This is a genomic window from Zhongshania sp. (assembly GCF_029212375.1).
GTDB lineage: Bacteria > Pseudomonadota > Gammaproteobacteria > Pseudomonadales > Spongiibacteraceae > Spongiibacter.
In genome coordinates this window covers 407,826-421,014 of the sequence record NZ_JARGNU010000002.1, presented here as the reverse complement: position 1 = coordinate 421,014, position 13,189 = coordinate 407,826, and the positions used below count along the sequence as shown (strand labels likewise).

General features: G+C 50.2%; 14 protein-coding genes. 3 read left to right on the top strand and 11 right to left on the bottom strand.

Going from position 1 to position 13,189, the window contains the following annotated elements:
- Positions 1–9: 9 nt before the first annotated feature.
- Together P1U47_RS03920 and P1U47_RS03915 are read left to right on the top strand one after the other, a co-directional pair.
- The gene (locus P1U47_RS03920) at positions 10–1,617 is read left to right on the top strand and encodes a carboxyl transferase domain-containing protein (RefSeq protein WP_301027271.1); all 1,608 of its coding nucleotides are present in this window, start codon (positions 10–12) and stop codon (positions 1,615–1,617) included.
- 83 nt (positions 1,618–1,700) lie between these two features.
- Positions 1,701–3,707, top strand: coding sequence for an acetyl/propionyl/methylcrotonyl-CoA carboxylase subunit alpha (locus tag P1U47_RS03915; RefSeq protein WP_301027270.1), 2,007 nt, complete (start codon positions 1,701–1,703; stop codon positions 3,705–3,707).
- A 283-nt stretch (positions 3,708–3,990) separates the two neighbouring features.
- Here the strand turns inward: P1U47_RS03915 and P1U47_RS03910 are convergent, their stop codons facing one another.
- The 9 genes from P1U47_RS03910 to P1U47_RS03870 all read right to left on the bottom strand — a co-directional run bounded on the left by P1U47_RS03910 (position 3,991) and on the right by P1U47_RS03870 (position 11,039).
- On the bottom strand, positions 3,991–4,473 hold the full coding sequence (locus P1U47_RS03910) for a cupin domain-containing protein (protein ID WP_301027269.1): 483 nt from the start codon (positions 4,471–4,473) through the stop codon (positions 3,991–3,993).
- A gap of 125 nt (positions 4,474–4,598) precedes the next feature.
- Positions 4,599–5,546 (bottom strand): hypothetical protein, encoded by a 948-nt coding sequence (locus tag P1U47_RS03905; protein ID WP_301027268.1) that lies wholly within the window; start codon positions 5,544–5,546, stop codon positions 4,599–4,601.
- A 293-nt stretch (positions 5,547–5,839) separates the two neighbouring features.
- The gene (locus tag P1U47_RS03900) at positions 5,840–6,553 is read right to left on the bottom strand and encodes a 2OG-Fe(II) oxygenase (RefSeq protein ID WP_301027267.1); all 714 of its coding nucleotides are present in this window, start codon (positions 6,551–6,553) and stop codon (positions 5,840–5,842) included.
- Between the two features lie 134 nt (positions 6,554–6,687).
- Positions 6,688–7,251, bottom strand: coding sequence for a CBS domain-containing protein (locus tag P1U47_RS03895; RefSeq protein WP_301027266.1), 564 nt, complete (start codon positions 7,249–7,251; stop codon positions 6,688–6,690).
- A 56-nt stretch (positions 7,252–7,307) separates the two neighbouring features.
- Positions 7,308–7,595 (bottom strand): hypothetical protein, encoded by a 288-nt coding sequence (locus P1U47_RS03890; protein ID WP_301027265.1) that lies wholly within the window; start codon positions 7,593–7,595, stop codon positions 7,308–7,310.
- A gap of 143 nt (positions 7,596–7,738) precedes the next feature.
- Positions 7,739–8,140: a GFA family protein gene (locus tag P1U47_RS03885; RefSeq protein ID WP_301027264.1), complete on the bottom strand. Its 402-nt coding sequence runs from the start codon at positions 8,138–8,140 to the stop codon at positions 7,739–7,741.
- Positions 8,141–8,207: 67 nt separating this feature from the next.
- Positions 8,208–9,197, bottom strand: coding sequence for a DUF4268 domain-containing protein (locus tag P1U47_RS03880; RefSeq protein ID WP_301027263.1), 990 nt, complete (start codon positions 9,195–9,197; stop codon positions 8,208–8,210).
- Positions 9,198–9,371: 174 nt separating this feature from the next.
- Positions 9,372–10,421, bottom strand: a complete 1,050-nt coding sequence (locus tag P1U47_RS03875) for a nitronate monooxygenase (RefSeq protein WP_301027262.1) — start codon at positions 10,419–10,421, stop codon at positions 9,372–9,374.
- A 171-nt stretch (positions 10,422–10,592) separates the two neighbouring features.
- Complete coding sequence (locus P1U47_RS03870; protein ID WP_301027261.1) at positions 10,593–11,039, bottom strand: DUF1294 domain-containing protein; 447 nt, start codon at positions 11,037–11,039, stop codon at positions 10,593–10,595.
- A 157-nt stretch (positions 11,040–11,196) separates the two neighbouring features.
- Here P1U47_RS03870 and P1U47_RS03865 point away from each other — a divergent pair, with 157 nt between their 5' ends.
- Positions 11,197–11,442 (top strand): hypothetical protein, encoded by a 246-nt coding sequence (locus P1U47_RS03865; RefSeq protein ID WP_301027259.1) that lies wholly within the window; start codon positions 11,197–11,199, stop codon positions 11,440–11,442.
- A gap of 80 nt (positions 11,443–11,522) precedes the next feature.
- On the opposite strand, the gene P1U47_RS03860 is transcribed toward P1U47_RS03865, so the two are convergent.
- Together P1U47_RS03860 and P1U47_RS03855 are read right to left on the bottom strand one after the other, a co-directional pair.
- Complete coding sequence (locus P1U47_RS03860) at positions 11,523–11,900, bottom strand: carboxymuconolactone decarboxylase family protein (protein ID WP_301027258.1); 378 nt, start codon at positions 11,898–11,900, stop codon at positions 11,523–11,525.
- Positions 11,901–12,016: 116 nt separating this feature from the next.
- Positions 12,017–13,174: an acyl-CoA dehydrogenase family protein gene (locus tag P1U47_RS03855; RefSeq protein ID WP_301027257.1), complete on the bottom strand. Its 1,158-nt coding sequence runs from the start codon at positions 13,172–13,174 to the stop codon at positions 12,017–12,019.
- Positions 13,175–13,189 lie beyond the last annotated feature (15 nt).

The window sequence follows — 13,189 nt, the reverse complement described above, 5'->3', positions numbered from 1 at the left end:
GCAGCCACCATGACCGTACTGAAATCGACAATTAATCCCCGCGATACCGGTTTTCTCGAAAACACCGCGCACATGCAAGCGCAGGTCGACGACCTCAAAAACATTGTGACCAAGATCAGCCGCGGCGGCGGTGAAAAATCTCAGCGCCGCCATACCGAGCGCGGCAAGTTACTGCCAAGGGAAAGAATCAGTGCTCTTGTCGATGTCGGCACGCCCTTTCTAGAATTATCGCAATTAGCTGCTTACGAAGTTTACGAAGAAGAACTCGCCGCGGCGGGCATCATTACCGGCATTGGCCGCGTCTGCGGGCAGGAATGCATGGTTATCGCCAACGACGCCACGGTTAAAGGCGGCAGCTACTTCCCCCTTACAGTGAAAAAGCATTTGCGCGCCCAAAGCATCGCCCAAGAAAACTTCTTACCCTGTATTTATTTGGTCGACTCAGGCGGCGCCAATCTACCCCGCCAAGACGACGTATTCCCAGACCGCGAACACTTTGGCCGCTTCTTTTTTAATCAGGCCAATATGTCGGCCATGGGCATTCCTCAAATCGCGGTGGTCATGGGCAGCTGCACGGCAGGTGGCGCTTACATTCCGGCGATGGCCGACGAATCCATTATAGTGCGCGAACAAGGCACCATCTTTCTTGCCGGCCCGCCACTGGTAAAAGCCGCCACAGGTGAAGTGGTTAGTGCCGAAGACCTCGGCGGCGCCGATGTTCACTGCCGCACCTCAGGGGTTGCCGATCACTACGCCCAAAACGATCACCACGCGCTGCAATTGGCGCGCAATGCCGTAAAACGTTTAAATCGCCGTAAACCAATTGAACTCGACATTGCGCCCAGCGAAGAACCCGCCTACCCCGCCAAAGACATTTACGGCATTGTGCCTAAAGACAGTCGCAAACCCTATGACGTGCGCGAAATTATCGCTCGCATTGTGGATGCCTCTGACTTTGACGAATTCAAAGCCCTGTACGGCACTACCTTAATCTGTGGCTTTGCCCGCATATTTGGCTACCCAGTGGGTATTATCGCCAATAACGGCATACTGTTTTCTGAATCTGCGCAGAAAGGCACGCATTTTATTGAGCTGTGTGCCCAACGTAAAATTCCCCTGATTTTCTTGCAGAACATCACCGGCTTTATGGTCGGCCAGCAATACGAAGCCGGCGGCATTGCCAAGCACGGCGCCAAAATGGTAATGGCAGTTGCCTGTGCCAAAGTGCCCAAGCTTACCGTACTTATTGGCGGCTCCTTTGGCGCCGGCAACTATGGTATGTGCGGCCGCGCCTACGACCCGCGCTTTATGTTTATGTGGCCCAATGCGCGCATCTCGGTAATGGGTGGTGAGCAAGCCGCTGGCGTTATGGCGCAAATAAAACGCGACCAATATGAGCGCGACGATAAAGACTGGCCCGCCGAGGAAGAAAAAGCCTTTAAGCAGCCAATTCTCGACACCTACGAAAAGCAGGGCCACCCGTATTACGCCTCGGCGCGGCTGTGGGACGACGGCGTTATCGACCCCGCCGACACCCGCATGGTATTGGGCTTGAGCTTGTCTGCCAGCTTAAACAAGCCAATTGAAGACACAAAATTTGGCGTATTCAGAATGTAGTGCCTTGAGCTTTCAACACAAATTACTCGGCACACTTTTCTAACACTGAATACTGGCTTATTAAATAATACGGAAGCGCAAGCATGTTTACTAAAATTCTGATTGCCAACCGCGGGGAAATCGCCTGCCGCGTTATCAAAACGGCACGCCGCATGGGTGTCCGCACCGTGGCGGTTTACAGCGACGCCGACCGCAACGCCCTGCATGTCAGCATGGCCGACGAAGCCATCCATATTGGCGGCTCCGCAGCGCGAGACTCTTACTTAGATATTGATAAAGTCATCGCCGCCGCAATAAAAACCGGCGCACAGGCCATCCACCCCGGCTATGGATTTTTATCAGAAAACGCGGCCTTTTGTCGTCGCTGCGCCGCTGAAAATATTGTATTTATCGGGCCGCCCACCCCCGCAATCGAGGCCATGGGTTCTAAATCTGCCGCTAAGCAAATTATGGAAAAAGCCGGTGTACCACTGGTAACAGGCTATCATGGCGACGACCAAGATCCGGAAATAATCCGCAAAGCCGCCAACGACATGGGCTACCCGGTATTACTTAAAGCCACGGCTGGCGGCGGCGGTAAAGGCATGCGCCAAGTGTGGAGCGCAGAGGAGTTTGACACTGCCCTTGACGCCGCCAAGCGCGAAGCCATGAACGGCTTTGGCGACGACACCATGCTGGTTGAAAAATACCTTACCCAGCCCCGTCACATCGAAATTCAAGTGTTCTGCGACAGTCACGGCAACGCGGTGTATTTATTTGAGCGCGACTGCTCCATACAGCGCCGCCACCAAAAAGTAATTGAAGAGGCCCCCGCGCCCAGCATGAGCGAAACCCTGCGTGCCGAAATGGGTAACGCCGCAGTATGCGCTGCCCAAGCCATTGATTATGTTGGTGCTGGCACGGTTGAGTTTTTACTCGACGCCGACGGTAGTTTTTATTTCATGGAAATGAATACCCGTCTGCAGGTAGAACACCCCGTTACCGAAATGATTACCGGTTTAGACTTAGTGGAGTGGCAGCTGCGAGTTGCCGCTGGCGACGTTCTGCCGCTTAAGCAGAATGAATTAACAATTAATGGCCACGCCATAGAAGTGCGAATTTACGCCGAAGACCCTAACAATGAATTTTTGCCCCAAACCGGCAGCCTTCACTTTTTAGAAACCCCGGCGGAATCGGCCCATATCCGTATCGACACCGGCGTGATCGAAGGCGATGAAGTCAGTGTATTTTACGACCCCATGATCGCCAAATTAATTGTGTGGGACACCGACCGCCAACATGCGCTGCGGCGCTTGGGTGGCGCCTTAAAGGAATATCGATTAAACGGCGTCACCACAAATATCGACTTTCTGTACACGCTTTGCCAGCACCCCGCGTTTGCCAAAGCAGAATTTGACACGGGCTTTATCGGCAAGCATGAAGACCAGCTGCTAAATCGCGACACTCCCGAACTTGGCGACAATCTCGCACTGGCCGCGCTCTATCTCATTTTAAAACAGAAACAGCTTATTGCCGCCCGCGCCTATGGCAGCAGCGACGCTGGCTCGCCTTGGAACAACCCCCACAGCTGGCGTTTGAATCAACCAGCGCAGCATCACTTTGCGCTGCAATTTGGTGACGAGGTCGTCTCGGTCTGCGCCACGGCTCTTGATACCGATCCCACCAGTTTCAATATTAAGCACGGCGAACAAGAATACACCGTTAGCGGTGAGTTAAACGAGCGCGTATTACAGGCCGATATCGACGGCCACCGCCAGAGCGCCAGCATCGCCGAGCACAACGGTAGCTTCAGTATGTACACCGCCGAGCGCGCCGTGCAATTTAATATCAAACGACCCGACTTAGGCGACAGCAGTGGCGACGCCTCTGAGAACCAATTGATCGCGCCGATGAATGGCACCATTGTCAGCCATCTATTAGCCGCGGGTAGCACCGTCAGCAAAGGTGACGCCCTACTAATAATGGAAGCCATGAAGATGGAACACACTATTCGCGCCCCCGCCGACGGTATAGTGAAAGCGTTTTATTACCAAGCCGGCGAGCTGGTGAGCGGCGGTGCTGAATTAATTGAATTTGAGAAAGCCGAATGAGCTGCACCAGAGCCGCCATGTAAATTCAAAAAAACAACACCGCTTTAACCCCCCATTGGTAACGGAAATCCGCTGCAAAGAGATGCATTGTGTTGTGGGCCCAGCGGCCTATACCAATAAAATGTAACGATTAGCAGCGAACAAAGCTGATGGGCTAGAGTAAACAGAAGATATTTAAAAAGCACTAAAGCTAATGATAATTAGTATGTCTTTTAAAGGCTCCACGCTGAGCGGCACGAGGTACGAGCGACCAGCGTGAAAGGTCTGAACAGCTGCAAATATATTAAGCCTTCTTACCTGCATTTGGCTCCGCAATCCTGTCAATATCGACAAGATTCCACGGCATATTTTTTTGACGATAAATGCGCTTATTTAATTTTGGATAATCACCCACATCATGATCAAGACGTTGACCAACCACGATACATTTCAATATTGAATCACCGACATTTTTAAGAGCATGAGCCTCCCCACCTGCTCGATATCCTATAAAATCTCCCGACTTAACACTGTATATATACTCGCCGATCTGAGCCTCGGCCACTCCATCAAGAATATAAATGCACTCGTCTTCATGATAGTGCATATGAAACTCTGTGGTTTCATGACCAGGTTGAACTTCAATAATATGAAACCCAAATCCAGACAACCCTGTTAAATCGCCTAGCGATTTATTAGTCCGCTTTGCATTCTCATTCAAAAAATGAGTTTTTGATATCCCTTCAAATTGTTCAATTTCTTCTTTGGTGACTAAGTATTTATCCATTATTCCCTCCAGAGGCATTTGAAGCAGCCTCAAAATCGGCGCACTAAGAGTCTATGTTAGTCTGGGGAGTCTAGGCTGGCAACGGTATCGTCTCGTTGACAAAAGACAGCCAGTTAATGGGGGAATCAAGCTAACATCCACAAATGCGCCGCAACCAAGGCTCGCCACGGTGAGAATTGTGCTAGCCACTGCTGTGTCTCCAGCTCACTAATTTTATCGTGGCGAGCTAATAGCAATTGAAGATTACGGCGCACCGCAACATCGCCGTGCAGCGAGCCATCTAAATAGGCGAAGCCCCGCAGCAAAACGTAGTTAACCGTCCACGGGCCGATACCCCGAATACCCAGCAATTGGCGGCGAAGTGTTTCGGCGCTGACGTGATCTAATAGCTGATCGTCGCTTTGGGGGAGTTTGAGTTGGCCACACGCTAGTGCCTGTGCCAAAAATATCAAGGTCTGCGCCTTGGTTTTAGACAAACCAACGTTGCACAAAACCGCAAGCTCACTGGCCGCGACCTGTTCAACACTTGGGTGGCAGCGCAAGCCACTGGAATGTAGGCAACCCAGTAATTGAATAAAACGCCGCCGAATCGACACGGCCGCTGCCACACTAATTTGCTGGCCCGTAACCGCCCAGCACAAGGCCTCAAAAGGATTCACCGACAGCGGCACCCGCAGGTTTGGGCGCTGCTGTAATAAACCGCCCAGTTGCGGGTGCTCGCAATATTGAAATAAGAACGCTTCCACATCTTGATTCAAACCCAGCATCCGTCTCACCATGGCTTGCAGATTTACCTGCCATTGCGCCGCATGCTTAGCCCTAGAACTTTGCGCTAAGGACATATCCAAGTCTAAAACCACTGTCGCCGTTTGACCGTTAAACTGAATACCTAAACAAGCTGGGTAGCCTTCCCAAATCAACGCCTTTTCCAAGGTGCTAGGCAAGGATTGGCTTAGTGTTTCAACCGGCATAACGCAACGCTCAGATACCTGCTCGCTATCACGACCGTGAAACGCGAGTATATCGCCGACCCTGTAGTTTGCTGGCAGCACTAATTCTAGTGAAATTCTCATTATGTGAAGAAGCCCCTCAAAAATCCGCTCATTCGACTTACAGATTTGCCCCAACGTACAACACTCCCAACTAAACCTAGACCCCTTCAGCTGCGAATACGTTAGTAGAACAGCTCTACCTAACACTCAAACGCGGCACGGCCTTCATCCCGCGTTTGAGCTCACCGAGCATCACAGAAATCAATGGGATGCATTAGCGAGGACTGTCTGAGCCGAAGGCGAGCTCCGCCGCGATCCCGTTGAATTTTGTGAGCGCAGGGTACCCGAAGGGTAAGTGATAGCGGGCAATTTAATTAGCTCGCATCATGAAAAATCACGCCGAGAGTATGCCGCTCACCACTGCGCAGCTCACTCACCCCGTGACGATGATTGAGCCGGTAAATGCCACGCGTCCCGGTTGCTGGCCGCTGGTGCACGGCAAAAATCAGGGCATCACCTTGGGCCAAGGGCAGCACCTCTGGCCGCGACTGCATTCGCGGCCGCTGCTCGGTCATTACAAATTCACCGCCACTAAAATCCCGCTTTGGGTCAGACAATAACACCACCATTTGCAGGGGAAACACATGCTCGCCGTAAAGGTCTTGATGCAGGCAATTATAGTCACCCGCCTCATACCGCAGCATCAATGGCGTAGGGCTGCACTGCCCCGCCGCGTGGCAGCGCTGGATAAACTCCTCATGAGTATCGGGAAACCGTGTGGCCAAGCCCATCAATTCATTCCAGCGATTGGCCACCGGCACTAAACCCGCATAAACATCACGGCGCAGTTCGGCAACCAAATCGGGCAAGGGGTAGGAAAAATACTGATACTCACCGCGCCCATAACCGTGGCGCTCCATTACGACCCGCTTGCGAAAAAGCGCCTGTTGAGGATATTGCGCAATCACCTCGCGACAGGTTTCTGCGTTAAACAGGCTTTGAATAAGCGCACTACCGCGGCTATTTAATTGATCTTCTAGCTGAAGCCAGTCAATTTTGGCTAAAGAATGATTTGCGGTGGTGACCACGGGGTGTCCTTTTCTTGGGCAGCGGAGTGCAAAAAAGAACATTGTGACGAATCGACGCTATTAATACAGCCCGATTCTTGCGGTAATCAATACCGAGTCAATTTAGGGGGCCGAAGCCCCCTATAAGACCGCCCTTAGCGATGTAAAGACGAAAGATACAACTCGGCAAATTTTGGCGGACGCTGAATAGACACATCCATTTTCAATTTTCGAGCGATGTCGCTGGCCGAGATAACACCGCGTATTTGGTGGTGCGAGCGCTCTACCACCAAACAGTGTTGATGACCGTATTGCCTCAGCACATCCAGCACGTCTGATACGGTCATTAACTCCAGCTCCCTAAAATCAAACACCTTTAAATCTTGCCGCTTGCGCATCATGTCATTCACCTGAAGCTCCTCGCGGTTGTAGCCGTCGGCCACTTTTTTGATCATTTCGCTATCGCTAAGGTCCTCTAACGCGACCACGCCAAGGAAGCTGCCATATTCATCTACAACCAATTTCAGTCGAACATGTGAGCGTTTCATCATATTCTCGGCTTCTAGCGCCGAGGTCGTGGCATCGATTACCATCGGTTCATGTACTTTAAAATCGGTAAACACCACCATTGCAGGTGAATCACCGTTTAGCTGGTCGAAGTTTTCTGGGTGCGCCAATTGATCGACGCGATCGGCGTCGTATAGTCCAAACTGTTTCATGTTTTTAACTCTCATTAATTAACAGCAACGGCGAATACCGTCGGTTTTGGTATTAATCAGAGTAGTTTTGGCGGCGCGCGAATTGGCGCATTTCGATAAATGCACTGGGCGCCGAGATTTTGCGGGGCATAAACCTGCGGCTGGTCAGGAAAATCAAGGAGAGTATAAGGGGTATTGGTATTAAGCAGTTTGGCGGGCGGGTCTTCGCTACCGGCAAAATCTGCACGGCATTCCGCGATATCGCTAACACTGCCCGCCAGCCAGCTTTTTGCTGAATGATGCCGATCCGCCAGTGCATTGGTGCACAGCAGTACAACGATCATTGCTAACAGACTGCGAAGCATGATTCTCCCGCAAATATGAACAAATTCTTACAGCAGCATAACACAGCTATTAATTCTGTCTATCGAGTACCGACGGGGAACAGTGATGGGTGTTACTCATGCCGATTTATCACGCCAGCGCCAAGCCAACGTAGTGGGCAGTTTTAAATAGGAAGTTCATCAAAGCGCGGCACATTTTCCAGCGCATTGTCCCAGCTCGCCTTGCTACCCATAAAAATATGGCCCTGCGGCGCAAGGCCAATGTCGGTATTAAGACTACCCGCCGGAATCACAACCGACTCGCCATCTGCCGACACAAAAGGCAATGCCGAGCCACAGCGGCTACAAAAACTGCGCTGATGCCGCGTGCCCAACACCTTAAAATTAGATACGCTGTCTTTGCCCTGCAACCAAACTAACTCACCGCCACGGCCAAAAATATTTGCAGCATGCGCCGAGCCCGAGTTTTTACGACAGCGCTGGCAATGGCAGAGAAAAAATTTTTTAAGCTCACCGCCGTATTCATAAATAACATTACCGCAAAGGCAAGAACCTGAGTGTTTCATGATTAGAGTATCTCCAGAATCAACTGCCCCTTTGATTTAACTGGGGCGCTCGTGAATTAGAAATTACTTACATACTTCGAGCAATTACAGATAAAGGTCTTATTTTTTTACTAAATACAGTTTTCAACTTCAATAATTTATCAATATGCCAAGATTTAACCGCCTCTAGCTCAGAATCTGCATCATCAATTGAGCCGTTTGTGTACAAAGCAATTCTTGACGCTATTCCGTTGTCCAGACGCTCCCAGCTAAGCGCTTCACCTAACTCAACCTCTATTTCATTTTTCATTTTCTGTAATTCGTCAAAAATATACTTATTCTTTACTTGTTCACCAACACCAATATATAACTCAGCCCGCGCTTTACCATCTTGAGCGAAATTCGCACCATATGTTATTCCACTAGAACCCGACGAAAATGAATACCAATTTTGAGGCTGACCAGCCCTTGCTGACGTAAACCTATACTTATCCCGAAGCGTATCAATTAGGCTTTGAAAATAATTTCTATACCTCTCCCCTTTCGTTGAAATCGAGGCACTTTGGGACTGCCGTTTTTTGTTTTTTTGCCATTCATTTGGTGAAGCGACTAATTTGAAATTAAACGCAGGCTTTGAGTCATCTATTTTTATCACCTCTACCACCACACCAAAAAATGATGTTTCACTGTCGGTTCTTTGATTAAGCCAGTCCAGTGCCTGCCGGTGCTCCTCCCGAATTGCTTCAGACACCCAAATAACAATAGAGGCATTAAATCCTGCGGCGTAGGTCAGCAACTTACCCAAATGATCATGATCAGTTTGCGTAAGCTGATTTTCTATAATTACAGACTTAGACGAACCTAAGTCTTTAGCTAAGATATCTAAAGAAAAGTCACCAACACTCGCTTCCTGCTCGGTTAGCTCTAGATCCATCCCTAATGATTTCCCAAGCTCGCCTATATTGTCTGCGAGCCAAGGAGTAAAATCTGACGCTTCATGAGGCCAGATTTCACGTAGAGCTACCTTATTTAATTCACCAAACAATTTATATACCTCTTGATTTTGCAAGGCTGTCAAAAAATCCTGTTTGAAGCCTGACGTTGACTGATAACGTTGACGCTCGCATCACAAATCAGCATTTTTCTTACATAGATAACCAATAAATACACCCATACGGTGCAACAAGTTTGTGTTTCACAGTATCTTTAAAACTTGTATTACAACACTTGAACCCGTAAAAAAGCAGAAAACTTAAGGGGCATCGCTGACCAAATCCACCAGCTCTCGCGTAAGCAGCAGTGCTGAAATCTCCTTGCAAGCGCTCGTATTCTGCCCTGCCCACAGCGGCGAAAAATCACCACTACCTTGGCTTTCTGCCTTGGCTCGGAGTGGCGCAATGGCTGTGCTTGCTAGGGGGAAATCCGGGGCTGCAGAGTTTATTGGCCCCAGCTCACGCATTAGCCGATTTACAATGCCCCGCGCTGGGCCACCGCTGAATAGATTGGTAAGCGCAGTGACGCGGGCGGCGTCGCTTTGCAGAGCTGCGCGGTGTATTGGGCTGGTGGTGGCTTCTGGGCAGAGTAGATAGGTGGTGCCGAGTTGGGCAGCAGTCGCGCCAAGGCCGATAGCGGCAGCAACACCCTTGCTGTCGGCAATGCCGCCGGCGGCAATAACGGGAACTTTCACAGCTTGAACAACCTGCGGCAACAAGGCGAAAGTACCGACCTGAGTGCTTATGTCGCGCGCCAAGAAGCTACCGCGATGCCCACCCGCCTCTAAGCCCTGGGCGATGACAGCGTCTACGCCGCGGGCTTCTAGCCAGCGCGCCTCACCGACCGTTGTTGCAGTTGAAATAATTTTTCCACCCCAACCGCGTATGCGCGCCATTAGCGCTGGCGCGGGCAGGCCAAAATGAAAACTCACTACTGGTGGTTTAAATTCGTCTAGTATGTCGGCGGCCTCATTGCTGAACGGCCTGCGACCGGCTTGCGCAGCAATAGAATGCACATCTATACCAAGCTCAATGTAATACGGCGCAAGGGTTTGTAGCCATTGCCTTTCGCACTCTGGATTTGGCGTGGGCGGAATATGACAAAAGAAATTGACGTTATAAGGTTTGGCGGTTTGCTGCTTAATGGCGCTTAATTCTGCACGCAGTGCGTCAGGACTTAACATGGCGCAGGGCAGCGAACCGAGGCCACCGGCGTTTGACACAGCAACCGCAAGCGCATGGCCTTGCACTCCCGCCATTGGCGCTTGAATGATCGGCAGCTCCACACCGAGCAGTTCCATTATATTCATGCTTTGCCTCATACAAAAAACACCGAAACCGAGAACTTAGGGTACTAGCGCTAGCGGTTCTGCACAGTATAAATGTGGATGCGTGCTTATCAGCAGCCCTAACCCCTAAGCCCTAACCCCTAAGCCCTAAGCCCTAAGCTTTACGCGAGTTCCGCTCTCAACTCTAAGTCGCTAGTGAAATCGCATTAAATTGAATAAAACCGTAACGCTGTTATGGCCACCAAGTTGATTAGCGGCCCAAGCCTCCATCTTATTGATACTGCACTGGATTTTCTGCGAACCTTCCAGTGTATGTAGCCAGCCAAGCAGGCTAATGTTTATAAAGAGGGTAATAACAAATACCCCCCGAAAACTGACTTTCTTGGTTTTATGGCGAAGCCTTTGTTGGCCAATAATTGCACCGGGCCAACCACACATTAATGCCGAAATGTGTAAGGTATTTTCCGGCACTCGCCACCGGCCATTGGTGGCAGCCATTTTATCTTTGGCATATAAACCGTAGGAAATCACGCTGGCAATAAAATAGACCAACGCAATTAGCGGCGGCGTATAGCCAAACCAGTAGGAGTAAGCCAAGCCCGCAACTAACAACACAATGGGGATATACCACATTTTCATTTCTATGCCACGCAATGGTCAAGCCAAGTTCCAAGCAAGAATTATATGTAATTCAAGCACTAAGCATCTAAAATGACAGAATATACTGGATCGGTAACTGTTTCCCCTAAAATAGCTCGACTGCGGTATAATTAGGCCCATCGCAGCACAGGAGAATATGGCTATTATGAAACAAGAAGACATTACCACTGCCAAGCCTAAGTCTCTTAGCGTCTTTGAAACGCTTAAGCAGGGCATTTCATTATTATTTGCGCTTCAAAATAAATCGGGACGCAAGCAATTAATGGACTCGGCAGAAACCAACCCCTTGCCAATACTGTTTGCTGGACTATCGGCAATGGCCATCTTTTTTCTTATCTGTTTTGTAACATCGCAACTGGCTCTTAAGTTTATTGTGCAATAAGGAATGTTAGGCGCAACTTGCCTACCAAAATAAGGCGCCCGAGCTTGTAAAACACGGCCGCCTTCCTTTAATAAGCGCCATTAAGCCTCGTAAGTATCAACAACTTCTTTTGCCACGCGCATGGCAGACAAGGCCGCTGGGTAGCCACAATACGCTGCCGCATGCATAACAATCTCGCGTATTTCTTCTGGGCTAACGCCGTTATTAAGCGCCCCACGCACATGTCCTTTCAGCTCCCCCTGCGCGTGTAGCGCTATTAGCATAGACACCGTAACAATGCTGCGGGCCTTAAGGTCTAGACCATCGCGCGTCCAAACTCCACCCCAAGCGTGTTCCATGGCGGCCTCTTGCAAGGGCATGTCAAAATCGCTGGCATTGCCCAGCGAGGTATCCACGTGGGCGCTACCCATAACTTGGCGACGAATTATTTCACCGGCTTTTTGATCTTCAATACTCATGCGCTTTCCACTCATCTCTGGTTTGCAGAGGCAATACTACTGCGAATCGCCGAGTCATGAAATCTAACGCAAAGCCAAAGATAAGAACCAAATTTGGCAGGGCCTAAGGTTTACGGCTATTTCTTATTACTGGGCAATATCCCCATGGTTTTGCAGATAATACTGAGCATTACCTCGTCGGCGCCGCCGCCGATAGACGTTAAACGGCTGTCGCGATAGGCGCGGGCAACTGGGTTGTCCCACATATATCCCATGCCGCCCCAGTACTGCATACAGCTGTCGGAGACTTCGCGCAGCAGACGCCCCACTTTTAATTTAGCCATAGAAGCCTTGCGGGTAACGTCTTCGCCGTCGATATAGCCTTCTACTGCGTTGTATACCAGCGCGCGCAGGGCTTCGACCTCGGTCTGCAATTCTGCCATGCGGAAATGCACCACTTGATTGTCGAGTACCGATTTACCAAAAATCTGCCGTTCGCGGGTGTATTCAATGGTGTTGTTAATGCAGTCTTCCATACCTTTCAAACCACCCGCCGCAGCGAATAAGCGCTCTTCTTGAAATTGCAGCATCTGGTAGATAAAGCCGTGGCCCTCTTCGCCAATTAGATTGCGCTGAGGTACCCGCACATTGTCGAAAAACACTTGAGCCGTGTCTGATGAGCGCATACCAAGCTTATTAAGGCGCTCGGAGAAGGAGATACCAGGTGTATTAGTGGGCACCACAATTAACGATTTATTCAGATGTGGCTTGTCGTCGCTGGTATTGGCCAGCAGGCATAAATAGTCGGCCTGAGTGGAGTTGGTAATCCACATTTTGGAGCCGTTAATAACGTAGTCGCCGCCGTCTTTTTTAGCCGTGGTTTTTATGGCCGCCACGTCTGAACCGGCGTGGGGCTCACTTACCGCAATAGAGAATACCGCGTCGCCCGCAATGGCGGGCACCAAGAATTCGCGGCGCAGCTCGTCGCTACCAAAGCGCGCCAAAGCTGGTGTCGCCATATCGGTTTGCACGCCAATCCCCATTGACACGCCACCGCTGGCAATACGCCCTAGCTCCTCAGAAAACACTATTTGGTAGCTGTAATCCAAGCCCATGCCGCCGTACTCGACCGGTTTCGCAATGCCAAGCAGACCCAGATTACCCATTTTTTTAAACAGCTCGTGGGCGGGGAAAATACCGTCTGCTTCCCACTGATCGGCATAGGGATTAATTTCAGTATCGATAAAGCGGGCAATGGTTTGCCGGATGGCATTGTGTTCTTCACTAAATTTCATAGTAACTCCGTATTA

What these genes read in the sequence shown, in the direction of transcription:
- P1U47_RS03920 (WP_301027271.1), top strand. Translation starts at nt 10, where the DNA reads ATGACCGTACTGAAATCGACAATTAATCCCCGCGATACCGGTTTTCTC.
- P1U47_RS03915 (WP_301027270.1), top strand. Translation starts at nt 1,701, where the DNA reads ATGTTTACTAAAATTCTGATTGCCAACCGCGGGGAAATCGCCTGCCGC.
- P1U47_RS03910 (WP_301027269.1), bottom strand. Translation starts at nt 4,473, where the DNA reads ATGGATAAATACTTAGTCACCAAAGAAGAAATTGAACAATTTGAAGGG.
- P1U47_RS03905 (WP_301027268.1), bottom strand. Translation starts at nt 5,546, where the DNA reads ATGAGAATTTCACTAGAATTAGTGCTGCCAGCAAACTACAGGGTCGGC.
- P1U47_RS03895 (WP_301027266.1), bottom strand. Translation starts at nt 7,251, where the DNA reads ATGAAACAGTTTGGACTATACGACGCCGATCGCGTCGATCAATTGGCG.
- P1U47_RS03890 (WP_301027265.1), bottom strand. Translation starts at nt 7,595, where the DNA reads ATGCTTCGCAGTCTGTTAGCAATGATCGTTGTACTGCTGTGCACCAAT.
- P1U47_RS03885 (WP_301027264.1), bottom strand. Translation starts at nt 8,140, where the DNA reads ATGAAACACTCAGGTTCTTGCCTTTGCGGTAATGTTATTTATGAATAC.
- P1U47_RS03875 (WP_301027262.1), bottom strand. Translation starts at nt 10,421, where the DNA reads ATGAATATAATGGAACTGCTCGGTGTGGAGCTGCCGATCATTCAAGCG.
- P1U47_RS03870 (WP_301027261.1), bottom strand. Translation starts at nt 11,039, where the DNA reads ATGAAAATGTGGTATATCCCCATTGTGTTGTTAGTTGCGGGCTTGGCT.
- P1U47_RS03865 (WP_301027259.1), top strand. Translation starts at nt 11,197, where the DNA reads ATGGCTATTATGAAACAAGAAGACATTACCACTGCCAAGCCTAAGTCT.
- P1U47_RS03860 (WP_301027258.1), bottom strand. Translation starts at nt 11,900, where the DNA reads ATGAGTATTGAAGATCAAAAAGCCGGTGAAATAATTCGTCGCCAAGTT.
- P1U47_RS03855 (WP_301027257.1), bottom strand. Translation starts at nt 13,174, where the DNA reads ATGAAATTTAGTGAAGAACACAATGCCATCCGGCAAACCATTGCCCGC.